The sequence below is a fragment of the Pseudoalteromonas arabiensis genome (genome assembly GCF_001550155.1).
Lineage (GTDB): Bacteria > Pseudomonadota > Gammaproteobacteria > Enterobacterales > Alteromonadaceae > Pseudoalteromonas > Pseudoalteromonas arabiensis.
Window position 1 is genome coordinate 53419 of the sequence record NZ_LRUF01000023.1, and the last position, 22582, is coordinate 76000.

The 22582-nt window shown below is 41.9% G+C and carries 25 protein-coding genes; 11 read left to right on the top strand and 14 right to left on the bottom strand.

Features of this window, described 5'->3' with window-relative positions; translation table 11 throughout:
- Positions 1 to 79: 79 nt before the first annotated feature.
- The gene (locus PAARA_RS13055) at positions 80 to 463 is read left to right on the top strand and encodes an MAPEG family protein (protein ID WP_062569468.1); all 384 of its coding nucleotides are present in this window, start codon (positions 80 to 82) and stop codon (positions 461 to 463) included.
- An 82-nt stretch (positions 464 to 545) separates the two neighbouring features.
- On the opposite strand, the gene PAARA_RS13060 is transcribed toward PAARA_RS13055, so the two are convergent.
- The 3 genes from PAARA_RS13060 to PAARA_RS13070 all read right to left on the bottom strand — a co-directional run bounded on the left by PAARA_RS13060 (position 546) and on the right by PAARA_RS13070 (position 2890).
- Complete coding sequence (locus PAARA_RS13060) at positions 546 to 1751, bottom strand: M56 family metallopeptidase (RefSeq protein ID WP_062569469.1); 1206 nt, start codon at positions 1749 to 1751, stop codon at positions 546 to 548.
- Between the two features lie 9 nt (positions 1752 to 1760).
- A complete protein-coding gene (locus PAARA_RS13065) occupies positions 1761 to 2135 on the bottom strand; it encodes a BlaI/MecI/CopY family transcriptional regulator (RefSeq protein WP_062569470.1) in 375 nt (124 codons plus the stop codon).
- Between the two features lie 68 nt (positions 2136 to 2203).
- Positions 2204 to 2890, bottom strand: a complete 687-nt coding sequence (locus tag PAARA_RS13070) for a pseudouridine synthase (protein ID WP_062569505.1) — start codon at positions 2888 to 2890, stop codon at positions 2204 to 2206.
- 80 nt (positions 2891 to 2970) lie between these two features.
- On the opposite strand from PAARA_RS13070, the gene PAARA_RS13075 reads away from it, so the two are divergent.
- A complete protein-coding gene (locus PAARA_RS13075) occupies positions 2971 to 3276 on the top strand; it encodes a DUF6482 family protein (RefSeq protein ID WP_062569471.1) in 306 nt (101 codons plus the stop codon).
- 46 nt (positions 3277 to 3322) lie between these two features.
- Entirely contained in the window at positions 3323 to 3748 is a 426-nt protein-coding gene (locus tag PAARA_RS13080) for a GNAT family N-acetyltransferase (protein ID WP_062569472.1), read from the top strand.
- On the opposite strand, the gene PAARA_RS13085 is transcribed toward PAARA_RS13080, so the two are convergent.
- The 8 genes from PAARA_RS13085 to lptM form a co-directional block, all read right to left on the bottom strand.
- A complete protein-coding gene (locus tag PAARA_RS13085; RefSeq protein WP_062569473.1) occupies positions 3725 to 4093 on the bottom strand; it encodes a HopJ type III effector protein in 369 nt (122 codons plus the stop codon). The two genes, PAARA_RS13080 and PAARA_RS13085, sit on opposite strands and share 24 nt — an antisense overlap.
- A gap of 9 nt (positions 4094 to 4102) precedes the next feature.
- Positions 4103 to 5215: a retropepsin-like aspartic protease gene (locus PAARA_RS13090; protein ID WP_062569474.1), complete on the bottom strand. Its 1113-nt coding sequence runs from the start codon at positions 5213 to 5215 to the stop codon at positions 4103 to 4105.
- A 69-nt stretch (positions 5216 to 5284) separates the two neighbouring features.
- Complete coding sequence (locus PAARA_RS13095) at positions 5285 to 5995, bottom strand: HAD-IA family hydrolase (RefSeq protein WP_062569475.1); 711 nt, start codon at positions 5993 to 5995, stop codon at positions 5285 to 5287.
- Positions 5996 to 6007: 12 nt separating this feature from the next.
- Positions 6008 to 6961 (bottom strand): tyrosine recombinase XerC, encoded by a 954-nt coding sequence (locus PAARA_RS13100; RefSeq protein ID WP_062569476.1) that lies wholly within the window; start codon positions 6959 to 6961, stop codon positions 6008 to 6010.
- Complete coding sequence (locus tag PAARA_RS13105; RefSeq protein ID WP_062569477.1) at positions 6958 to 7569, bottom strand: DUF484 family protein; 612 nt, start codon at positions 7567 to 7569, stop codon at positions 6958 to 6960. Before PAARA_RS13105 ends, PAARA_RS13100 begins: the two co-directional genes overlap by 4 nt.
- Positions 7566 to 8396: a diaminopimelate epimerase gene (gene dapF, locus PAARA_RS13110; protein WP_062569478.1), complete on the bottom strand. Its 831-nt coding sequence runs from the start codon at positions 8394 to 8396 to the stop codon at positions 7566 to 7568. The genes PAARA_RS13105 and dapF overlap by 4 nt, the downstream gene beginning before the upstream one ends.
- 64 nt (positions 8397 to 8460) lie before the next feature.
- A complete protein-coding gene (lysA, locus tag PAARA_RS13115) occupies positions 8461 to 9714 on the bottom strand; it encodes a diaminopimelate decarboxylase (protein ID WP_062569479.1) in 1254 nt (417 codons plus the stop codon).
- Positions 9715 to 9717: 3 nt separating this feature from the next.
- A complete protein-coding gene (lptM, locus tag PAARA_RS21000) occupies positions 9718 to 9891 on the bottom strand; it encodes an LPS translocon maturation chaperone LptM (protein WP_157066204.1) in 174 nt (57 codons plus the stop codon).
- A 149-nt stretch (positions 9892 to 10040) separates the two neighbouring features.
- On the opposite strand from lptM, the gene cyaY reads away from it, so the two are divergent.
- From cyaY to add, 8 genes are all read left to right on the top strand, one after another.
- Complete coding sequence (cyaY, locus tag PAARA_RS13120) at positions 10041 to 10364, top strand: iron donor protein CyaY (RefSeq protein WP_062569480.1); 324 nt, start codon at positions 10041 to 10043, stop codon at positions 10362 to 10364.
- A complete protein-coding gene (locus PAARA_RS13125) occupies positions 10361 to 11017 on the top strand; it encodes an alpha/beta hydrolase (protein WP_062569481.1) in 657 nt (218 codons plus the stop codon). Before cyaY ends, PAARA_RS13125 begins: the two co-directional genes overlap by 4 nt.
- A 22-nt stretch (positions 11018 to 11039) precedes the next feature.
- On the top strand, positions 11040 to 11924 hold the full coding sequence (locus tag PAARA_RS13130) for a DUF2914 domain-containing protein (RefSeq protein WP_062569482.1): 885 nt from the start codon (positions 11040 to 11042) through the stop codon (positions 11922 to 11924).
- A gap of 29 nt (positions 11925 to 11953) precedes the next feature.
- The gene (gene hemC, locus PAARA_RS13135; RefSeq protein WP_062569483.1) at positions 11954 to 12892 is read left to right on the top strand and encodes a hydroxymethylbilane synthase; all 939 of its coding nucleotides are present in this window, start codon (positions 11954 to 11956) and stop codon (positions 12890 to 12892) included.
- 1 nt (position 12893) lies between these two features.
- Entirely contained in the window at positions 12894 to 14711 is a 1818-nt protein-coding gene (locus tag PAARA_RS13140; protein WP_062569484.1) for a uroporphyrinogen-III synthase, read from the top strand.
- Positions 14708 to 15817 carry a heme biosynthesis HemY N-terminal domain-containing protein gene (locus PAARA_RS13145; protein ID WP_062569485.1) on the top strand — a complete coding sequence of 370 codons (1110 nt, stop codon included), beginning with the start codon at positions 14708 to 14710 and terminating at the stop codon, positions 15815 to 15817. Before PAARA_RS13140 ends, PAARA_RS13145 begins: the two co-directional genes overlap by 4 nt.
- Before the next feature lie 31 nt (positions 15818 to 15848).
- The gene (locus tag PAARA_RS13150) at positions 15849 to 18539 is read left to right on the top strand and encodes a CHASE domain-containing protein (RefSeq protein WP_062569486.1); all 2691 of its coding nucleotides are present in this window, start codon (positions 15849 to 15851) and stop codon (positions 18537 to 18539) included.
- Between the two features lie 111 nt (positions 18540 to 18650).
- A complete protein-coding gene (gene add / locus PAARA_RS13155) occupies positions 18651 to 19652 on the top strand; it encodes an adenosine deaminase (protein ID WP_062569487.1) in 1002 nt (333 codons plus the stop codon).
- A gap of 11 nt (positions 19653 to 19663) precedes the next feature.
- On the opposite strand, the gene PAARA_RS13160 is transcribed toward add, so the two are convergent.
- The 3 genes from PAARA_RS13160 to ubiD all read right to left on the bottom strand — a co-directional run bounded on the left by PAARA_RS13160 (position 19664) and on the right by ubiD (position 22517).
- Positions 19664 to 20080 carry a CBS domain-containing protein gene (locus tag PAARA_RS13160; protein ID WP_062569488.1) on the bottom strand — a complete coding sequence of 139 codons (417 nt, stop codon included), beginning with the start codon at positions 20078 to 20080 and terminating at the stop codon, positions 19664 to 19666.
- A 170-nt stretch (positions 20081 to 20250) separates the two neighbouring features.
- Complete coding sequence (gene fre, locus PAARA_RS13165; RefSeq protein WP_062569489.1) at positions 20251 to 20964, bottom strand: NAD(P)H-flavin reductase; 714 nt, start codon at positions 20962 to 20964, stop codon at positions 20251 to 20253.
- Positions 20965 to 21050: 86 nt separating this feature from the next.
- Complete coding sequence (gene ubiD, locus PAARA_RS13170) at positions 21051 to 22517, bottom strand: 4-hydroxy-3-polyprenylbenzoate decarboxylase (protein ID WP_062569490.1); 1467 nt, start codon at positions 22515 to 22517, stop codon at positions 21051 to 21053.
- Positions 22518 to 22582 lie beyond the last annotated feature (65 nt).

The window sequence follows — 22582 nt, forward strand, 5'->3', positions numbered from 1 at the left end:
GGCCGCTGCTGTTATAAGTAGCGGCTTTTTTTTGTTTGCGTTAGGGTAAGCTAATACAGTTAAAAAATAAGGAAATATCATGACAACACTGATTATCTGCGCACTCATCGCAGTTCTTCTACCTTATTTAGCAAAAGCTCCCGTGGCTTTTGCGCAAAATAAGCTTCAAGGATATGACAATAAACACCCGAGAGATCAACAAAGTAAGTTGACAGGTTTTGGGGCGAGGGCGCTGGCTGCTCATCAAAATAGTTTCGAGTCATTAGTTGTTTTTGCTGTTGCTTTAGCGGTGGTGATTGCGACCAACAATATCTATCAAGCCACTGAAATGTTAGCTGTTGTGCATATAATTACTCGTGTCCTATATTGTATTTTTTACTATATAAACCAAGATATTTTGCGCTCGTTAGTTTGGCTGATTGGCTACGTGAGCTGTGTGGCGATGATTGCACTGTGTTTATAATTCATACTGATTAAAACAGTAAAAACCACAAAGCAAGCGGCTTAAATAAGGCGCTTGCTTTAAGGTCTTAAGTTGATACAGCTTATTTCGAACTAACTTTAATTTTCTCTATTAAATCTTTTGCTTGATAGTTTTCGTCTAAGGCAAAATCGAGTTGCACTAAGGCGTTTTTAAAGCCCGATTCAGATGGCGCATATTGCCATTGTTTTAAGGCTCTTTTTGCTTCTCGATTGAAAACAGCTTCAGGCTCCGCACTAACCACACTGACATTGCTGGTGGCGCCACTTGGTAAAATATCGTATTTCAGAACGACTGAACCGCTAATGCCTTGCTCTGCAGCTTGTATTGGGTAGATTGGTTCCACACGCATAACCGCTTGGTAATCTTTTGTTTTTTCAACTGACATCGGCTGCTTTGCAATTGCAAAGCTGCTAAGCATGCCCATTGTAAAAATAACTAACGCTGTTTTTGCGATAAATGAACTGTTGTCGATCTGCTTTATTTGATTTAGACGTTGTAACATGGTGTTTTTATCTCCGTATTGTGAATAAGCCATTAAGCCTGCTCTGCTAAAGCTGGCACAGTGCACTAATGCCTTACTGTATAAAATTCGTTGTTCTGTCGATTTATTTTTGAGCACTTGCTCATCACATGAAAGCTCTTGAATACGACGTAGGCTTGCATAGCCAAGCCAAGCGACAGGGTTAAACCACAGCAAAATAGTGGCACTTAAGGCGAGGGCATTAACTAGGTTGTCTTTGCGTTTAATGTGCACTGATTCATGCTCTAAAATAAGCGCTAAAGCATGGCTATCGTAGTGGCTTTGGTAGTTTGTTGGCAGCACTAGCTTGGTGTTTATAACTCCTACAACCATCGGTGAGCTCACTTGTTTGCTTTGGTATAAGCGCATATTTTGGCTACTGTGCTGATCAAGCGCAATTGGTGCTAATTGCAGTTTTGTTAAGAAGCGGTAATGAAAATACACAGCAGTGATCAGCAGTGCAGCACTAATAAAACCATAAATAGCAAACCACGTTAGCGTAAATTGCGGCATTACTTCTGTATTTGGCGTGATAGTCAGCTTACTGATAAAGTCGTTTTGAATTGGCTTTAAGTGATCGGGTAAGTTCGCTAACAATAAACTAATAGGTAATAGTGCCCACAGTGTATAAACCAAGCGTGCCGATAGCTGACTTAGTAGTTTTCGCTCTAGCAGCAATAAAAACAAAATTGCAGATGAGATCAAAAGCTGTTGATCTAACAGCCAATTAAAAAATGCATCTAACATAACAACGCCTTACTTTTGCTGTTTTTCCCAATCATCAATGACCTTTTTTAGCTCATCAATATCATGTTGCGAGAGTTGCTCTGATTTAGCAAAACCACTTACTAATGGCGCAATGTGGCCGTTAAAAAAGCGTTCAATAAAGCTTTGGCTTTCTTTTAATGTGTATTCTTCACGGGCAATGCAGGGAGTGTAGTTATATTGGCGACCTTGCTTTTCGAAGCTTAGCGCGCCTTTTTTAACTAAACGACTTAGCAGCGTTTTTATGGTTTTTTCGTGCCATTCTTTATCGTCACTTAAACGCGCAATTACTTCACTTGCCGTGGCAGGGTAGTTAATCCACACAGCATCTAATACTTCGAATTCAGCTTTAGAAAGTTCAATCATTTTTATGCCTACAGATGTAATCTTCAATTTAAGATTACACGCGTAATCAATTAATGCAAACTTTTTTGTTAGATAATGTCACTTTTTTTGATACTAACTATCTGTCCTTCGGGCAAATTCAGCGTGGTGAGTGACAGCTTTGCGATATCTGTGCGGTACAAGTCGATGACTTTGTAGCCACAAAAACGTGCCATTTTTCGTATTTGACGGTTTAAGCCTTGTTTTAAGACGATGCAAAACTGCTTTTCGGTGACTTGAGTCACCTCACAAGGGAGCGTTAGTTGTTTATCTACGGGCACACCGGCCGCCATTTTTTTACAGAAGTCGCTATCAAGTGGCTTATCTACCGTGACTAAATAGCGTTTGGGTTGGTGGTAATCAGGGTGGATCAGTTGATTACAAAACTCGCCGTCATTGGTCAAAATCAATAAACCTCGGGAGTCTTTGTCGAGCCGGCCAATTGGGTAAACGCGAGTGGTTTTAGGCAGGCTATGAATAAGGCTTGTTGGGTCGTCAGCATTTAATTTGCAATCTATACCAACGGGTTTGTGATACGCAAAGTAGGTGAGTGGCATTTTTGCTGAAATTTTTTCGCCAAGTACCATCACATCATCGTGCTCATCGACGTGATCTATGTGATTTGCAGCACGGCCATTTACTGTTACCTCACCTTGATCTATCAAGCGTGATGCTTGCTTTCGAGAGCAAATACCCGCATGAGCAATAAATTTAGCAAGGCGTACTTTTTCTGGCATGAGTGATTTTTGTACAGTTAATTTGATCATAGTATATCAAACCCGCGTATAAGAAGTACTACATATAAAAGGGGTTCGACATGGCAATTAAGTTATCTGAACTTGCAGCGCACCAACCACTGCAAAAGGTTATCCTTCACTCGTTGGAAATGGCACTCTACCAAGTGTCTGTGGTGATCAATAACGTTGAATATTATGTCACTGATGAACATGGTGAGTTTATACGTGATCTCAGCCCATTACATATTCAAAAGAGGCTCGACCATCTAAGCTACGGTGAAATGGTGCTACGTCATACTAGTGCTTACGATGAAATGTGTGGGCAGCCAGAGAAGCTCGCCAGCAATATGCTTGAGGTTCCTTATGGCAAGAATCATCTATACTGATTGATTTTAAAGCGTATACTGAGTCATAACATTTTATGGGTATGCTATGTATCAATTAAAAAGTGATGATTCAGTAGAGTTAAGTGACCAGCTAAGAACGCATATTGTTACGTATAATAAGCAGCATTTTAATGCACAACGTATTCCGTTAGGCTTTAAGTTTGTCGATAAAAAGCAGGTAGTGGTTGCAGGTATTAGTGGCCAAGTATTTGGCAATTGGTTATTAATAAGTTGGCTATGGTGCGATGACTCTGTTAGAGGCAGGGGCCTTGCTTCGCGACTGTTGAATGAGCTTGAAAGCAAAGCGACTGCGCTTGGCGCAAAGATGGCTCAACTTGATACACTTGACTTCCAAGCAAAGCCTTTTTACGAAAAAAATGGTTACCAAGTGAAGTACCAAATGGCAAATTACCCACTTGATGGTTGCCGCTACTTTATGGAAAAAAGCCTATCGCTCAAATTTGGCCGTTAGAACATTTTCTTCTGTGAAAGTTATGCCCAAGAAAGGTGTGGCCTCTGGTGCGAGCATAAATGTTCGAATATTCATGTGATCATGTGCATCAGGGTGTTTCAGTACATCATCACGATAAAAAGCACCAAAACAATCTAACGTATTTTGCTTACTCAATTGGTTAAGTTTGGCAAAGGCAAAGATCTTACATGAGCCATTATTTTCATTTGCTGAGCTAATAAGCCCATGGTTATTAAATCCACTGGGAGTGAAATGGTAGTTTTGCTCGATAACGGCCATTGTATCAGTGAATTCAATCAATGTCGGTGTATCTGCCAGTTTTGCTAAAAATGCATTGAGTGTCATGCTTTATCCTTAATTGTTATTTTTTATCAACTCTAACTCATCCTGTTGTTGATTGATATTAAACTTATAATTTCCGAGAAAGTTCATACCTAGCAATCCCACGCCTGAGTGATTGTCCATCACTAATACATCAAAATTATCTATATACTGCTGACCAATTTGAAAAGAGCGTACCCTATAACGTTTAGCTTTGACGGTGCCATTTGCAGTATTCACTTGTAGCGTACCGACAAAAATGGCTGGCTCTGCGAGGTTATCTAGTTGCGCGTGGTTTATCACGGTGAAGCTGGCCCCCGTATCTATCATTAATCTAACGTGCAGAGTGTCATTAATAACACTATTAACCAAGTAGTGCGCGCCATGGGGGATGAGTTCAATAATATCCACGCCAGTTAACGCTTGCTGTAATTTATGATGTAACTCATTCGCTTGGCTTGTAAAAGCGTGATTTTCAGGTAGTTGCTCAAGGGCTACTTGACTTGCAACATAGTCACCTAACTGATAATAAGCCATTGCGTAAGTATATAAGTAGTGTGGGTTGTGTGGTGCATAGTCTAGCCACTGTAAGCTGTGCTCTAGTAGTTGTTGCCATTGTTGTGCTTGAGTGAGGGCAGTGATCTGCAAGGTGACTAACTCTTCAATCTGTTTAGCTAAAGAACCTTGTTGATTGCTATCCAGTCGGTTTGCTAATGCCATTAAGCTCACGATCCCTTGCTGAAGATGACCTTGATTGATAAGTCGTTTAGCATCAAGTTTTAGCATTGTAATGTCATAGGGGTGACGCTTTAAAAATGCACTTAGAAATAGCTCGCTTACATCTTCATCGTGACCTGAGAGCCAAGCTTCAACCTCTTGTTGCCAAGCTTTTTTTAATTGCTTGGCTTGGTGAGGATCGCTTGCAAGAAGTTGTGTATAAAACTCAATTGCTTTATCAAATTGTTGATTATCAAAAAATACAATAGCTTGTTCAAACTCACTGGGCAAAACAGTGGTTTTTTCTAGCGAGATAGAAGTGGCTTGCTCTGGCGTTACTTCAGAGGCGTATTGAGAGTTTATTTGCCATATAAAATAAGTATTTAAACAAAGAGAACACACCAATATTAATTTGAGTAGAGTATTCATCTATTTTGCCTGTACAAAGACTCCTCTTAATATGGTTACTTTATCAGCATAAAACACATTAAAAAATAGTTAGCTTTTAACTAAGTGACGAAGGGCTAGAATGTTACTTATTTCGATATCTGCTAGACCCTTGTATTTGTACTGTGTTTCTTGATTATTCAACCAAACACTTTGACAGCCTGCGTTATTAGCCCCTTGTACATCCGTGTCTAAGCTATCACCAATATGCAAAATTTCACTGTGAGGGATGTTTAGCTTTGCAGCCGCAGTATCAAATAAGGCGCTGTGTGGTTTTGCTTTACCGTGCGGGCCTGCTTGTAGAACTAACTCAAACATGCCATTAAGGTTAAACTTTTCTACCTCGACATTACCATTGGTGATGGCAATTAAACGGTATTGTTTATTTAGACTAGCAAGTAACTCAAGTACATCATTCGCAACGGTTATTTGGCTGCGGGCATCGGCAAAAGCTTGATAGGCCCCATGTGCATGCTGCTGAGCGGTTTCTTTATCAAACCCCAGATTGGTCATGGCATATAATAATGCTGCTTGTCGCCAGCGCGTCACGTCATCGATTAAAGTCGCATCTTGCTTTAAGGCATTATCGCGGCATTTTAACCAGTAGCTCATGCTATCGACAGGCCATTGTTCTAGCGTTTCAAGATAATCAGCTTGTGCTTGCAAAGCTGATTTGATGATTGGATGGTTGTTATAGAGTGTGTCATCTAAATCAAAACTTAACACAGAAACTGGCGATAAGGCACGATTAAATCGGATCATAATTACAACGGATTACTCAGGTGTTGAGCGCTTTTTAGCGCGTGGATGGGTATTGTCATACACTTTGGCTAAATGCTGAAAATCAAGGTGTGTATAAACTTGTGTTGCTGATAAACTGCTATGGCCTAATAACTCTTGCACAGCACGTAAATCACCGGATGATTCTAGAATATGCGAGGCAAATGAGTGGCGTAACTTATGTGGATGCACTTGCGAGCTTATGCCTTGTTTAATGCCCCATCCTTGCATACGCAGGCGAACTTGGCGTACTGAAATACGTTTTTTTTGGCTACTTACAAAGACTGCGGTTTCATCTGGGTGTGCAAATTGTGGGCGAATTTTTAGCCACGCTTTTAAAGCGTTGAGGGCTTTACTTCCAACAGGGAGTAAGCGCTCTTTGTTACCCTTACCACGGACTAACATTTCGCCTTCTGTAGGGTTAATATCTTGTATGTTAGCGCCAACTAACTCGCTAATGCGCAGACCGGAGGAGTACATTAATTCCATCATTGCTTTGTCGCGAATAGCCAATGGGTCATCATCGGGGAGTTCTAATAGCTTTGCCATTTGATCAACGTCTAAATTTTTGGGTAATGGCTTAGAAAATTTAGGTCCTTTAATAGCTTCGGCAGGATTGTGGTAATGTGTTTGGTTTGCAATGTTTTTGGCTTTTAAAAATTTATACAAGCTACGAATACAGCTCAGTTTTAAACTAATCGTGCGGCCGCTTAATTGTTTACTTCGCAATTGCATACTGTAACGACGAATATGCTCACCTTGTACATTAAACCAGCTTTCACAAAGCTTACTAAAGTACAAAGCTGCAAAGCTTAGTTGGCTGGTGTATTGACTTATCGTGTGCGCTGAATATTGTTTTTCATAGCGCAAGTAGTCTGCAAAAAGTTGGATAGGCGTGCGCCAAGCATCGCTTAACTCGTCTGTGTTTGGCGCAATTTCCTCACTCATGCAAGTTCCAGTAAGCGTAGCTGTAATGAGCGCACAAAATCGAGTACGAAGAAGCTATCTTTAGCAGGTTCGAAGTGATTCACATCATCGCTGCCAAACGCCAAGATGGCCACTGGATGTTTAGTATTACCAATTAAATATAATGCGGTAGATTGCGTTGAATCAGAAAACAGTAAGTCGCGCTCTTGTTGATTTACACGGCCTAAATAAGTGCCCGTATCTTGTAAGCGGTGCGCGATTAAATCATCAAACTTTTTATCATACTTAACAAGGTGGCACTCATTTATTGAGGGGTTGGTACAAATTATATTGCGTAGGTTACTTGCCAGTGTTGTAAAGTCGTAATTGGTCCAAAGCTGACGATGGCATTCACTAAATAAGCGATAAATTAGCTCATTTTCTTTTGCTTGCTCAATTAACGTCGCAATTTTGTTTTTCAGTAAGGTGTTGTGTTCTCGCAGTTGGCGTTGCTGAATATGCACTAACGACGTTGCTGCCTCTGTTTGTTGGTGCAGTTCAAGCCCTGCAAGTACATCAGGGTTGTTAACTAGAAAATCAGGGTGCGCCTTTAAGTATTCTGCAATTTGTTGTTCTGTTTGTTTGCTCATAATGCTACTTGCCCATCAAAAACATGCTCCGCAGGACCGGTCATTCTTACGGGGTGGCCTTCCCCTTGCCAGCGTATTTGCAGGCTACCGCCTGGTAAATCGACCTGTACTGTGTTTGCTAGCTTGCTTTGGGCTTGACCAATCACAACCGCTGCACATGCGCCCGTTCCACAAGCAAGGGTTTCACTAACACCGCGTTCCCACACCCTTAGTTTAATATGATCTTGCGAAATTACCTGCATAAAGCCCACATTGACTCGTTGTGGAAAACGTTCATGGTTTTCAAGCAGTGGCCCTAAAGTGTCAACATCAGCTGTTTGAATATCATCGACTTCTAATACGCAGTGTGGGTTACCCATTGAGACTGCGCCGCTAAAGATGGTGTGTTCTTCAGTGCGAAGAATATAGGTGAGCTCTCGTTTACTGGCTTTAAGTGGAATTTTACTTGGTTCAAAAGTCGGATGGCCCATATTGACCGTTACTTGGCCGTCTTTCTCAATATATAAAGTTAAATTTCCCGATTTGGTTGATACGGTGATCTTGTGCTTGTTTGTTAAGCCTTTCATGCGTACAAATCGAGCAAAGCAGCGGGCACCATTACCACATTGTTCGACTTCGTTACCATCAGCATTAAAAATACGATAGTGAAAGTCGAGATCAGGAGAATAGGGAGCTTCGACCATGAGTAATTGATCAAAACCTATGCCGAAGTGGCGATCTGCCAGCTTTTTAATTTGATCTCGTGATAAGAAAACATTTTGAGTAATGTTATCAATAACAACAAAGTCATTACCTAGGCCGTGCATTTTTGAGAAATTAACTAACATAACGCTCTAATTCGGGTTTGCTCTGAGCTAATCATGCCACAGAGCAGGGCGGTTATAAAAACGTTTATGGTAAAATTTTCTCACCTTGCCAAAGGCTTTCAAGAGTTTCACGTTGACGGATTAAATAACTTTGTTCTCCATCAACCATTATCTCTGCAACACGAGGGCGTGAGTTATAGTTTGAACTCATCGTAAAGCCATAAGCCCCCGCACTGCGCTGTGCAAGTAAATCGCCCGCTTGAAGAGCAAGTTGACGATCCTTACCTAAAAAGTCACCGGTTTCACACACAGGACCCACAATATCGTAGTTGTGGCTTTTAGTATCGTCTTCGCGCGGGATAACAGGAACAATACTTTGCCAGGCTTGGTAAAGTGACGGGCGAAGCATATCGTTCATGCCGGCATCGACAATGGCAAAGTATTTGTCTTGGTTTTGTTTAATGAACTCAACTTTAGTTACTAAAATCCCAGCATTGGCTGCAATAGCGCGGCCAGGCTCGAAAATAAGCTCTAAATCCTGATAATCAGCTAGTCGAGCCGTGATTTTGTCAACATACTCGCTTGGGTGAGGAGGTGTTTCGTCGTTATAGGGCACGCCAAGACCACCGCCAATATCAAGGTGAGTTAGTTCAATGCCAACGGCTTTTAGTTGTTCAATTAAAGTAAGTACTTTTTCAAGCGCTGCTAAGAAGGGTTTGATTTCTGTTAACTGTGAACCAATGTGGCAATCAACACCTGTTATTTTTAGGCTTGGTAAAGATGCAGCATGCTGATAAACAGCAACAGCGGTTTGAATATCAATACCAAATTTATTCTCTTTTAAACCGGTAGAGATATACGGATGGGTTTTTGCGTCGATATCAGGGTTTACACGAATCGAAATAGGTGCAATACGCTTTAGCGAAGTGGCGACTTCTGAGATACGCTCAAGTTCCGCCACTGATTCAACATTAAAGCATTTAATCCCCAATTCAAGTGCATAGGCGATTTCATCAGTTGTTTTGGCCACCCCAGAAAAGACCACTTTAGATGCATCGCCACCGGCTTGAATTACTCGCGCAAGTTCCCCTTTCGAAACAATATCGAAACCAGAACCAAGGCGCGCTAGGATGTTGAGTACAGCAATATTTGAATTCGCTTTTACGGCATAGCATACCAAACTTTTATGCGATTTTGCGGCTTCGGCAAAGGCCAGGTAGTGACGTTCAAAGGTTTTTCGGGAGTAGATATAACAAGGTGTACCATATTGTTCGGCAAGCTCTTTGACAGCGATGTCTTCAGCGAACAGCTGGCTATCTTTGTAATTAAAAAAGTCCATCAATTAGTCCTGTTTTTGTTCTGGTTGTTCGGATGGAGCAGCCTCAGGCTGAGAGTCTGTTGACTGCGGCGTATCATCTGGTAGGTAAAGAGCACCACTTTGTCCGCAGCCGGCTAAGGTGAGCAGAAGGGCAAAGGGTAAAATGGTCTTTAATTTTTGGCTATGAGTCTCTTTCATTAGATTAATACGGTTGCTGGCTTTATAATCGCAGAGTAACAGAATATTTAAAAAATGCAGCTATTCGCGGATGAATTTATTCCTGTTACACTTGATGTACATAATCTGCCCCCAGATCTAGGCTTATAAGCCAGTTAAAGGACATAAAAATGACTGATCATGAATACCACACATTAGCCGATGCATTAATGCTAACGATTGAAGAGCAAATCGATGACTGTGATGCTGATTTAGACTACGAGTCTGCATCAGGTATTTTAGAAATCATCTTTGCAGATCGCAGTAAAATTGTGATCAATAAACAAGCACCACTGCATCAGGTGTGGGTTGCGACTAAATTTAATGGTCATCACTTTGAATTACGTGACGATAAGTGGATTGATAACCGTTCAGGTGCTGAATTTTGGCAATTTATGTGTGATGCTGCGACTCGTCAAGCGGGCCAACCTATTGAATGGCGTTCTGAGCTATGAGTTTAGAGTGCGTAGAGTACCCTGCTCAAGGGGAGCATAAAGCAAGTGTTATTTGGCTGCATGGTCTGGGCGATTCAGGTGATGGGTTCGCTCCTGTTGCCCCACAGTTAGCTTTACCAAAAGAGCTGGGAGTGCGCTTTGTATTTCCCCATGCGCCAGTACAACCGGTCACCATTAATGGTGGAATGGCAATGCGCTCTTGGTACGACATAAAGTCGATGGATTTAGATAAGCGTGCTGACGAGCAAGGTGTCAGAGACTCCGCAGCAAAAGTCGCCGAGCTTATTGAAGTAGAAATAGCGAAAGGTATTCCTGCCAATAAGATTGTCCTTGCTGGGTTTTCACAAGGTGGTGTTGTATCACTGCATTTAGCACCACGTTTAGAGCAAAAACTAGCGGGTGTTATGGCGCTATCAACTTATATGTGCGTACCTGATAAGCTCGCTGATGAGGCGAAGCAAAATAGTTTAAATATATTTATGGCGCATGGTCGTCTTGATGATGTCGTACCGCATAGTGCGGGCAGGCAAGCGTTTGATGTATTATCTGCAAATAACATGGAAGTAAGCTGGCAAGACTATCCGATGGCGCATCAGGTGTGTGGTGAAGAACTGATGGCAATCAGAGAGTGGTTAATTGCTCGCTTGAGCTAACATAGCTTGTAAAGAGGCCAATATGACAAAAAAACTGGTAATAAAAGCAAATATGGGAAGTGCCGAATCAGTCAATACTACACCTTCTTCAGTAACGTATCAATGGCATTGGCGGCGTATTGTGCTAGTTGGCAGTGTGTTATTTATTGCGCTTGCTATTGTGGCGTATAGCTTTTTAGGTGCAGTAAATGCAGAGCAATCAGAACAGCAAGCTCAGCAAGAAGCATCATTGGCCACTGAAACAGATTTAAGTCGCGAGCTTGACGAGCTGCCGCGCTTGGCGCATAACACGGAGCAGGCCAAAGGCCCTGCAACAATGAGTTTGCAAGATGAACCTACCTCGTCAATTAATACTCAAGTGCAAACCGATTTGCAGCAACAAAGCGACTCACCGCAAGTGCTAGCAGAAGTTATTGAGCCAGATCAAAACGACGAAGTATTAGCAAGCGTTGATGAGACGCCTCCTGAAATTAGTGAGCCAAAAGACGAAGCGCAGCCCGAAGCTGTTCAAAATAAACAGCAGTTTGCTCACACAGCCCATATCGCGAGTGTGGCAATTGGCGCTAAAATAGATACGGATAAAGTGAGTCGAGCGGTATTAACGACAGATGTTGTTGATCGAGAACCAGTCAATGTTCTAAAAAGCGATGTAAAATTGCTTGATATTAGCCAAAGCCTTAGCTTTTTCAGTGAGCTTAAAAATATGCAGGGGCAAACTGTACGTCATGTATGGTATTACCAAGATCAGCAACTGGCTTCAATTGAGTTAGCGATAAGCAGTCCGCGTTTTCGCACTTACTCGACTAAAAATATTATGCCTGAACAAGTAGGTGATTGGCGTGTTGAAGTTGTTGATACCGATGGCAACTTACTTGCACAAAAAGAATTTAGAATTTTAGCTGATTAGCGTCAGCTTAGTAAATAATTGGATTTTTCATGACTCAGACAACAAAATACGTTCGCATTGCGACCCGTAAAAGCGCACTCGCTTTATGGCAAGCTGAATTTGTAAAAGCTCAACTTGAGCACTTTCATGATGATGTCACCGTTGAGCTTGTTCCCATGTCAACGCAGGGAGATATTATCCTTGATACACCACTTGCCAAGATTGGTGGTAAAGGTTTATTTGTTAAAGAACTTGAGCAGGCCATGTTAGATGGACGAGCGGATATCGCTGTTCACTCAATGAAAGATGTGCCGGTTGAGTTTCCGGATGGTTTAGAACTTAATACTATTTGTGAGCGCGAAGATCCTCGCGATGCGTTTGTATCAAATAATTACAAAAGCTTAGATGAATTGCCACAAGGCGCGATTGTGGGCACATCAAGTCTTCGACGTCAGTGTCAAATTCGCGAAGCCCGTCCAGACCTTGTTATTCACGATTTACGTGGTAACGTCAATACGCGCTTGGCAAAGCTTGATAACGGCCAATATGATGCGATTATTCTTGCTGCTGCGGGTCTAATTCGTCTGGAAATGCCTGAGCGCATTGCCGCATTTATTGAGCCGGAAGTATCTCTGCCTGCAAACGGCCAAGGTGCAGTAGGCATAGAGTGTCGTATTGACGATGAAGTGACCAAAGCCCTACTCGCTCCCCTTGAGCATACTGAAACACGTATTCGTGTTAATGCAGAACGTGCGATGAATCGACGTTTAGAAGGTGGTTGTCAGGTACCTATTGGCGCATTTGCACTTGTTGACGGGGAGCAGGTTCATTTACGTGGTCTAGTGGGGGCGGTTGATGGTAGCCAAATGCTCCGTGACGAAGTAACTGGCCCAGTCGCTGACGCACAGAAACTAGGCATTGAACTTGCCGAAAAGTTACTTGCTCAAGGTGCTGATAAAATCTTAGCTGACGTATACAGAGACGCGTAATATGCATATTTTGATAACTCGTCCAGCAGGTAAAGGCACTGAACTTGCTCTTCAGCTTCAGCAGGCGGGTTATCAAACAACCCAGTGTCCAGTATTGACCCTTGACTACTTAACGCCGAGTAGTGAAGAGCTCGCCCCGCTGGAAAATGCAGATAAAATTATTTTTATATCGCAAGATGCGGTTCATGCATTGCTTCGCCTCACTCCTTCTATAAATAAAGCTGCTCAGTTATATGCCGTTGGGCAGCAAACTGCCGATGCTGTTTATGAGGCGTTTGGTCGTCGTGCTGCGGTGCCAAAACAGCATGATTCTGAAGGGTTGCTTGAGCTAAAAACACTGCAAGATGTTGAACTGAGTAATATTGTTTTAGTGAAAGGCGAAGGTGGGCGCACCACCATCGCGAAAACATTGAAGCAGCGCGGTGCATTATTAAATCAGTTGGTTGTGTATAAACGCAGTGCCATTGAAAGTGAACCTAGCAAGTGGATGGACCACTGGCAAACAATTAATGTTGAAGGTATAGTCATTACAAGTAATGCCGCTGTGGATGCCATTTTTAATGGTCAAAATGAATCACAGTTAGGATGGTTAATTAAGCGTCAGTTTTATGTTGCAAGTGAACGTATTGCTGATTATTTGCAGCAAAAGAATGTAATAAGAACACATATACATATTGCTGCGGGGGCAAGCGATAATGCGATGTTCACCTGTATCAATGAGCAAGGTAGCAAAATGAGTGAATCAGATTTAAAACAGTCAATTAAACCAGCAGCCGAGTCCACGAAAAAGGCGCAAGCAGGTAAGACGGCCTCTGGGCAAACGGTTCATCACAAAAAAGGGATTAGTAAAACCGGTAGCTTAGCTTTACTTATCTCCGTGGTAGTTGCTTCTGCGGTTGGCTATGAGTTTTATCAAAAACTTAATAGTGATCAGCAATCTTCACGTGCATTGATTGAACTGACAACCGAAAACCAGCGTTTACAACAGCAACTTGATGCTGTGAAAAGTACGCAGCAAACATTACAGCATTCACTGTATAACAATGAGCAAAAAGTAGCTGATGCATTGAGTGAAAATGTGCAGCAAACTCAGCAACAGTTAGACGCTGCATTGAAACGTGCTGAACAACAGGCTTATACCTTAAATCCGCAAGAAGTAACAAGTTTACAGCGTATGGCTGAGTTTAAGGTTTGGGCGGAGCATGACTATCAAGGTGCGGCTGCGGTATTAACACGTTTAGATTCTTTATTGGCAGAGCATCCTGGCACTGGAAACATACGTCAGGCAATTCACCAAGATTTACAAACCTTAAATGCCATTGAGCCTGTTGCAGTTGAAGCTATCTATCTAAAATTACATGGGGTTGCGCAGCATATTGATGAACTTGTTTTTAACGCGATTTCTTTACCTGAAGAAGTGAGTCAAGAAGACCCAAATAAACTCAGTGAAAATGTTAGCGAGTGGCGTCAAAACTTAGCTAAGTCATGGCAACAATTTAAAGACTTCTTTGTTACCGTGCGTACCCGTGAAGACATGGTTGTTGCGCCATTTTTAAGTGAGCAAGAACGTCATTTAGTGAAGCAGCGTTTGAGCTTGTATCTAGCGCAAGCACAAGATGCTGTGTTATCGAAACAAAGTAGCGTTTACTTCACTGCCGTTGATGCTGCGCATGACTTAGTACAGGACTATTTCAAGCAAGATGATACGGTGACTAAAGCTGCTCTGAAGAGTTTGCTTGAGCTTTCAAAAGAGCAACTCGATTTTAACCCTAATGTATCGCTGAAAAGCACTGAGCAGGTGAAGGAGTGGGCGCAATGATCCGCTTTTTACTGTTAATAATTGCTATTGCAATCTGTTTAGGGATCGCCCCTTTTTTCATCGATCAAAAAGGCTATGTATTAATCTCATTTAATAAAACGACCGTAGAAGGCACTATTTGGGGCGTCTGTGCACTGATCGTTTTGCTATCTGGTGCTGGGTTTTTACTCTACAAATTGGTGCGTTATTTATGGTCTTTGTACAGCCATACACGTCATCGCTTTTTTGCGCGCAGTGAAGAGCGAAAGCAAGCGGCTATTGAGCAAGGTGTATGGAGTCTTATTAACAATGATTACACTGAAGTTGAATTAGCACTGCATAATAATAGTGTCGCTGAACAGTGGGCTGACGTCCGTTATGCCTTACTTGCAAAAGCTGCACTGGCTGAAAATGACACCGAAAAAGCGATTAGTTACCTTGATAAGATTAGTCAAAGCAAGCAACTGAAAGTGGCAAATCTGTGGATTGCTAGTGGTGAAACCAGTACGATTTTTGCTGATTTGAAAGCATTAGCTGAGCATAAAAAAGCATCAAATCTTGAACTGAAAATGTATGCTCACGTATTAGTTCAAGAGAAAAAGTGGGCTGCACTCAATGACTTTATGCCGCGTCTACTTCGTAAAAAAGCACTCACAGACAAAGAATGGCAGCAATTATTCAATCGCTATTTTGACGCAGAATCTAGCAGCACGTTAACAGAGCGATTTGAGCAATTAGCAAAGAATTTGAAACCTTTGGCTGAAGTTAGTTACTTCACTGCCATGGCGAAAGCAGGCGATTTAAATAAAATTGAGCTAAGCTTAATTAAAATGATTAAAAATCCGCGGCAGCATAAAGACTTAGCACATATTCTAAGAACTAGTGCTGCAGGGGATGCATTAAAATTACAGGCGAGTTTGCAGGATGTGTTGAAAAAAGACACTGACAATACTCAGTTGCTTTTAGCTTTGGCTTGTCTTGCGAATGCCCATGGTGAGTACGATTTAGCTGCGCGTGTTTTTGATAAAGCGCTTAATGCCAATAATCGCCATGAATACCTTCAGCAGGCTGCGCTTAGTTATAGTAAAAGTGCCCAACCAGATAAAGCGCTGGTGTTATATCAATAGAGTCCCATTTGCCTAAAAGGAGTTAAATGGCTTGAAGAACTTGTTTACGCTGACAATAAGTATTGCGCTTGCTTACTTTCTTACAGGGTATTTAAGTAATTCGTTACTCGCTATTGATGGTTATGCGGTTGCAGCGTGGCCACCCGCAGGGATTGCCCTTGCAAGTATTCTACTACAACGCAACCGAGCCTTAGCAGGGATTATTCTTGGTGCTTTTTTAGTTAATTTGATTCACCTAGACCGTGTTTCCGATATTCTTCATTGGCAGATTATGCTCCAAGCTGTTAGCGTAACAGCTGCATCTACCTTTCAAGCTTGGGCTGCATATTACATTATCACCCATATTGTAAAAATACCGCTTGAGTTGTCATCTCTTAAAAACAGTGTACAAGGGCTCGTTATCGGTGGCCCTATTTGTTGTTTAATTGCGCCATTGACAGGGACCGCACTGTTAATAATAAATCAGGTTATTCCTAGTTATATGGCACTGAATAATTTTATTGCTTGGTGGATAGGTGACAGCATTGGTGTATTGATTTTCACACCACTTGTATTGGCGGCATTTAGTTATAACCTTATGCAACAGCGGGCGCAGATTATTGTTCCTTCACTGCTTATCTATTTGATCATTTGTATTAGCTTTTATGGTGCAGCAAGTGTGAAAAAGGACAAAGATGATCAGCGACAACAAGCGAAGGTCAGTGCTATTAAAGCCAACCTAGAGCACAAAGTAAGTGAAATACAATCACACCTAGCTTTACTTGCTACATTTTTTGCCAGCAGTGATGATGTCGACTTTCAAGAGTTCAAGCGCTTTACTTCTCGACAATTACAAGACAGTAACGAAATTGCAGCTTTTGAGTGGGCTCCTAAAGTGATGCATTCACAATTACCTGATTACCAAAGGTCACTACGCGAAGAGTTAGGGGCATCATTTTATGTGAAAGAAAAAAATGCGGCGGGCGAGTGGCAAGGCGTCTCTCAGCGAGCTATTTATTTCCCTGTTCAATATATTCACCCACTACAAGGAAATGAGTCAGCTCAAGGGTTTGATTTAGCCTCAAGTGAAGTGCGAAGAGAAGCGCTAACAAACTCCCGTTTAACTAAAAATATATCTGTTAGTGAACCCATTAGTTTAATGCAAGGTGATGGTAATGAGCGTGGGGTTTTATTCTTTAACCCCGTTTATGCTGATTTACATCGTCAGGTTGGCTTTAAAGGTTATGTCGTGGCAGTCATTAATTTAGATACTTTAGCGCAAACGCTGAATTACAATCAAACGACCGATATAGAAGCCAGCTTTTATGATGTAAGCGATGCTCAAAACCCTATTGAAATTTCAAACTCTGGGCGCATTGGGATGAAGCAAATTGCACATTTTGATTTTCATATTAGCGAACGGGTGTGGCAAATAAAGTTATCGGAGTCAGTGGCACAGTCATCTTGGCTTATGTATTGGTTTGCACAGATAGTAGGCATGTTATTTGTTTGGTTATTAATTATTTTTTTAATTTCAGTAACGGGCACAAATATACAAATACGCCAACAGGTTGCGAAACAAACCCAAAGCCTACGTAATGAAAAATTAAAAGCGGATAAAGCGAGTCAAATCAAAAGTGAATTTTTAGCCAATATGAGCCATGAAATTCGCACGCCTATCAACGGTATTAAAGGGCTTCATTATTTGGCATTGCAAGAGCAGGACTGGCAGCAAGCGCGTGATTATATTGAGCAAGCTGATAGTGCGCTCAATGTGTTATTGCGAGTGTTAAACGATGTGCTCGACTTTTCAAAAATTGAAGCAGGTCGCTTAGACTTGCATCAAGAACCAATTAATGTCTGTAACTTGGTCAGTGAAATGAGTAATTTACTGCAATTTGAACTGAACTCTCGTGCATTGCAGTTTATTGTCGATTACGATAATACACAGCCGCTGGTGATTCATACCGATGCCATTCGACTGAAACAAATATTACTAAACCTGCTGAATAACGCAGTTAAATTTACCCCCCAAGGAACCATTACCCTAAAAATTTGGCAGCAAAACGATACGACATATTTTAGTGTTATCGACACCGGCATAGGGATTAAAAAAGAGGTGCAAGAAACACTGTTTCAGCCATTTTCACAAGCCGATAGTTCGACCTCACGCCGCTTTGGTGGTACAGGGCTTGGATTAAGTATATGTAAAAAGCTTATCGACTTGATGGGCGGGGATATAACCTTGTCTAGTTCAGAGGGACAAGGGGCACAATTTACGTTCAGCCTGCCCCTAGTATCACCTTTAGAAGCTATCACACATGAAAATGAAGATTTAAGTGATATTGATATCAGCGCTGTTTCATTTGCTGAACTCGCTATTTTATTGGTTGAAGATAATCCATTAAATCAACATGTGGCGTGCGCTATTTTAGAAACCAAAGGCTGTAAGCCTGATGTCGCGAAGGATGGATATGAAGCGATCAAGATGATCAGCGAACATAAATATGATGTTGTGCTTATGGATATTCAAATGCCCAACATGGATGGCTTGCAAGCGACCAAAGTGATTCGCCAAGAGCTGATGATGACAGAGCTTCCCATTATTGGTTTGTCTGCTAATGCCCATGATGATGATTATAAAAAAGGCATTGCATGTGGTATGAACGGTTATTTAACGAAACCGATTGATGCAGAAAAGCTTTTTAAAACTATTTGGCGACTTATACAAACACAGCGCTAATAGAAAGAGGCAGACATTTGACCTCAAAAAAGTAAATAAAATCATCTAAACTTGAAATATCGTCGTGGGTACGTATGATCCGCGCAAATTTACTGAACCTGAGTGCTAATTATGATCAATAACAAACTCCCTTTGCTTGATATTCACCGTCACCTTGACGGGAATGTTCGCCCACAAACGATCTTAGACCTTGGTCGTCAGTTTAACCTTGAATTACCTGCTGATAATATTAAAGCGCTTATTCCTCATGTACAGGTAATAGACCCTGAGCCAAATCTAGTGGCATTTTTGCAAAAGCTAGATTGGGGTGTCAAAGTACTCGGGGATTACGATGCGTGTCGCCGTATTGCTATTGAGAATGTTGAAGATGCAATCGCTCAAAAACTTGATTATGTAGAGCTGCGTTTTAGTCCTTACTATATGGCTCAGAGCCAAGGGTTACACCCAGAAGGTGTTGTTGAGGCCGTGGTCGATGGTATTAAAAGTGCCTGCCAAGGTGCTCCAATTAAAGTGAATCTGATTGGTATTATGTCGCGTACCTATGGTACTAAAATTTGTCAGCAAGAGCTTGATGCTCTGTTAGCATTTAAAAATGACTTAGTCGCTGTTGACCTAGCCGGAGACGAGATGGGCTTCCCTGGTGAGTTATTTATTGATCATTTTAAGCAAGTGCATAATGCTTACTTGGCGGCGACTATTCACGCCGGTGAAGCACGGGGCAGTGAAAGTATCTGGCAAGCAATTAACGAGTTGGGTGCAACCCGTATTGGTCATGGCGTAAAAGCCATTGAAGATGCTGCGCTTATGGATTACTTACGTGACAACCGTATTGGTATTGAGTCTTGTTTAACCAGTAATATTCAAACAAGCACGGTAGCCGAACTTGCTACCCATCCATTAAAAACCTTTTTGGATCATGGTATTTTAGCGTCAATTAATACCGATGATCCCGCTGTAGAAGGTATTGAAATTGCGCACGAATATCAAATTGCTGCTCCTGCTGCTGGTTTAAATCAAGCTGATATGGAAAAAGCACAAGCAAATGCGCTTGAAATAGCCTACCTAAGCGATACTGATAAAGCTGTATTACAGCAGCTGGCTGCAAATCGATAATAGCGAGCTATTTATACTTGGTGCTCTTGGCATGAAAGGTAATTTTCATACAATGCTTTGAGCACATCTCCGCGACTGATCATACCGACCACTTTCGTTCCCTCGACAACCGGATAGTTTTTGGGTTTTCCTGTTTTCATGTTATCAGCAAGCTCAATAATATTTTGATCACTACTGACAGTCACCACATCGGTGCGCATGAGCTGTTTAACTTTTACAACACCATCGCAGAAATAGCTATTTTGCATTAAAGGTTGCAGCAATTCTTGCTCTGAAATAAAGCCGACCAAACATTGCTTGTCATCAAAAACAGGCGCACCCAAAAGTTTAAATTTTTGTAATTCACTGATGGCCGTAGTCATTTCTGTTTCTGGCGTAATATGCGGTAACTTACGTTGCATGAAATCTTGTACTTTGGTGTTTAGCATGTGGGTTTCTCCCCATTCGTTATTCTAAACAAAGTATGGTCAATGAAACGCTGTTTGTGAAATCGTTTGTATGGATTTGATGATTATTAATTGGACAAAATAGATCGTTGAAGGCATTAATAAAAAAGGCATTCTATATTGAATGCCTGTGAGAGTTTTTGAGTCTTTATTTACTTGATGAATGCGAATGCGTCGGCATACATATTCTCACGGATTGCGCCATGATTAATAAAGTCATCACGTACAATACCAATCATGTCGAAACGACCTGCCATATAAATATCATAGGGTTCGAGTGACACGATATCTGCCATAACAGCTTTGTGAACATAGCCTGTTTTACCTGTCCAGCTTGCTGATGCCTTTTCGACGACAGGGATGTATTGAAAGTGTGGATTACTGTTAGCCCATGCTTGCATTTCATCATGAGCATACAATGCTGCTTGTTCGCGAACACCCCAGTAAAACAATACGGTGCGTTCACAACCAATTTCTGCGAGGTGATCAGCCATTGACTTTGCGTATGAGAAGCCTGTTCCGCCAGCAAGTAAAATGATTGGACGCTCACCTTCCGCACGAAGTTGCGATACACCTAAGCCAACTTCTACGTTTACTTGCTGCTGCTTAGTATGTGCTTGGCGTAAATGCTCAAGTGCTTGCATAGCATATGAGTCTGCACCAGATGCACCAATATGCAGTTCAATTTGCTCTGTGTGAGAAGGACGGCTAGCAATTGAAAAGGCACGCTTATCTTTTTCGCCTAATACAAGTTGCATATATTGGCCTGCCTCGAATGACACAGGCTGCTGTGGTTTCAAAATGACTTTATGTACATGGTCTGTAAGCGGGCTGATCGCAACAACGTCAGCGAGTAATGTTTGCATAGTTTACCTTTAATAAGCAGAAACGCATGTCGCGGTTGTAGGTTTATACAACCGTTAATTTTTGAACAGTTTATCATAGACACAGGCTAGAGAATATCTAAGCTGTCCCATATTTCATCAACACGTTGTTTAATTTCAGGACTCATTACAATGGGTTCACCCCACTCACGGTCTGTTTCTCCAGGCCATTTATTGGTGGCATCCATCCCCATTTTTGAGCCAAGGCCAGATACTGGCGATGCAAAATCCAGATAATCGATAGGTGTATTTTCGATCATTGTAGTATCACGCGCAGGATCCATACGTGTGGTAATTGCCCAGATGACATCATTCCAATCACGTGCATTGACATCATCATCGCAAACAATGACGAATTTGGTATACATAAACTGACGTAAGAAAGACCACACCCCCATCATGACTCGCTTAGCGTGGCCTGGGTATTGCTTCTTCATAGTTACCACGGCCATACGATAAGAGCAGCCTTCGGGTGGTAGGTAAAAATCAACAATTTCAGGGAATTGCTTCTGTAGGATCGGCACGAAGACTTCGTTCAATGCGACACCTAAAACGGCAGGTTCATCAGGTGGACGACCTGTGTAGGTACTATGGTAAATTGGGTTTTCACGGTGTGTGATATGAGTCACCGTCATCACTGGAAATTCATCGACTTCATTATAGTAACCCGTGTGATCGCCATAGGGGCCTTCAGGTGCCGTTTCATCCGGCATAATATAGCCTTCAAGAATAAATTCAGCTGTTGCGGGTACTTGTAAATCATTTGAGATAGATTTAACGACCTCTGTCTTACTTCCACGTAACAGACCGGCAAAGGCATATTCACTCAAGGTGTCAGGCACTGGTGTAACAGCACCTAATATGGTGGCGGGATCAGCCCCAAGCGCTATTGATACAGGGTAAGGTTCACCAGGATGCTCTTTACACCACTCTCTAAAATCGAGGGCTCCACCACGATGAGATAACCAGCGCATAATAATTTTATTTTTGCCAAGTAGTTGCTGGCGGTAAATACCTAAGTTTTGGCGCTTTTTATAAGGCCCTTTGGTGACAGTGAGTCCCCATGTGATTAAAGGTGCTGCATCGCCAGGCCAGCAGTGCTGAATTGGAAGCTGTGTTAAATCAACATCGTCACCTTCCACTATCACTTGTTGGCAAGGGGCTTTTTTTACTTCCTTTGCTGGCATGTTTAGCACTTGCTTAAATACTGGGATTTGTCCAAGTGCTTCTTTGATACCTTTAGGTGGTTCAGGTTCTTTCAAAAAAGCGAGCAGTTTGCCTACTTCACGTAATTCACTAACATCATCCTGTCCCATGCCCATTGCAACACGCTTTGGTGTACCAAATAAATTTGCTAATACAGGGGTAGAGTGACCTTTAGGGTTTTCGAATAACAACGCAGGGCCTTCGGCACGCAATGTACGGTCGGCAATCTCAGTCATTTCAAGGTAGGGATCGATTTCTTGCTTGATCCGTTTTAACTCACCTTTTTGTTCCAATAACTCGATAAACTCGCGAAGATCTTTGTATTTCATTGTGGCTACTTAAACGCTGGATAAACTGTCGTCATTATACTTAAAACCTGTGATTAAGCGAATTT

Bases quoted from the DNA above. Each gene is read 5' to 3' on its own strand.
- PAARA_RS13055 (WP_062569468.1), top strand. From the start codon at position 80: ATGACAACACTGATTATCTGCGCACTCATCGCAGTTCTTCTACCTTAT.
- PAARA_RS13060 (WP_062569469.1), bottom strand. From the start codon at position 1,751: ATGTTAGATGCATTTTTTAATTGGCTGTTAGATCAACAGCTTTTGATC.
- PAARA_RS13065 (WP_062569470.1), bottom strand. From the start codon at position 2,135: ATGATTGAACTTTCTAAAGCTGAATTCGAAGTATTAGATGCTGTGTGG.
- PAARA_RS13070 (WP_062569505.1), bottom strand. From the start codon at position 2,890: ATGCCAGAAAAAGTACGCCTTGCTAAATTTATTGCTCATGCGGGTATT.
- PAARA_RS13075 (WP_062569471.1), top strand. From the start codon at position 2,971: ATGGCAATTAAGTTATCTGAACTTGCAGCGCACCAACCACTGCAAAAG.
- PAARA_RS13080 (WP_062569472.1), top strand. From the start codon at position 3,323: ATGTATCAATTAAAAAGTGATGATTCAGTAGAGTTAAGTGACCAGCTA.
- PAARA_RS13085 (WP_062569473.1), bottom strand. From the start codon at position 4,093: ATGACACTCAATGCATTTTTAGCAAAACTGGCAGATACACCGACATTG.
- PAARA_RS13090 (WP_062569474.1), bottom strand. From the start codon at position 5,215: ATGAATACTCTACTCAAATTAATATTGGTGTGTTCTCTTTGTTTAAAT.
- PAARA_RS13095 (WP_062569475.1), bottom strand. From the start codon at position 5,995: ATGATCCGATTTAATCGTGCCTTATCGCCAGTTTCTGTGTTAAGTTTT.
- PAARA_RS13100 (WP_062569476.1), bottom strand. From the start codon at position 6,961: ATGAGTGAGGAAATTGCGCCAAACACAGACGAGTTAAGCGATGCTTGG.
- PAARA_RS13105 (WP_062569477.1), bottom strand. From the start codon at position 7,569: ATGAGCAAACAAACAGAACAACAAATTGCAGAATACTTAAAGGCGCAC.
- dapF (WP_062569478.1), bottom strand. From the start codon at position 8,396: ATGTTAGTTAATTTCTCAAAAATGCACGGCCTAGGTAATGACTTTGTT.
- lysA (WP_062569479.1), bottom strand. From the start codon at position 9,714: ATGGACTTTTTTAATTACAAAGATAGCCAGCTGTTCGCTGAAGACATC.
- lptM (WP_157066204.1), bottom strand. From the start codon at position 9,891: ATGAAAGAGACTCATAGCCAAAAATTAAAGACCATTTTACCCTTTGCC.
- cyaY (WP_062569480.1), top strand. From the start codon at position 10,041: ATGACTGATCATGAATACCACACATTAGCCGATGCATTAATGCTAACG.
- PAARA_RS13125 (WP_062569481.1), top strand. From the start codon at position 10,361: ATGAGTTTAGAGTGCGTAGAGTACCCTGCTCAAGGGGAGCATAAAGCA.
- PAARA_RS13130 (WP_062569482.1), top strand. From the start codon at position 11,040: ATGACAAAAAAACTGGTAATAAAAGCAAATATGGGAAGTGCCGAATCA.
- hemC (WP_062569483.1), top strand. From the start codon at position 11,954: ATGACTCAGACAACAAAATACGTTCGCATTGCGACCCGTAAAAGCGCA.
- PAARA_RS13140 (WP_062569484.1), top strand. From the start codon at position 12,894: ATGCATATTTTGATAACTCGTCCAGCAGGTAAAGGCACTGAACTTGCT.
- PAARA_RS13145 (WP_062569485.1), top strand. From the start codon at position 14,708: ATGATCCGCTTTTTACTGTTAATAATTGCTATTGCAATCTGTTTAGGG.
- add (WP_062569487.1), top strand. From the start codon at position 18,651: ATGATCAATAACAAACTCCCTTTGCTTGATATTCACCGTCACCTTGAC.
- PAARA_RS13160 (WP_062569488.1), bottom strand. From the start codon at position 20,080: ATGCTAAACACCAAAGTACAAGATTTCATGCAACGTAAGTTACCGCAT.
- fre (WP_062569489.1), bottom strand. From the start codon at position 20,964: ATGCAAACATTACTCGCTGACGTTGTTGCGATCAGCCCGCTTACAGAC.
- ubiD (WP_062569490.1), bottom strand. From the start codon at position 22,517: ATGAAATACAAAGATCTTCGCGAGTTTATCGAGTTATTGGAACAAAAA.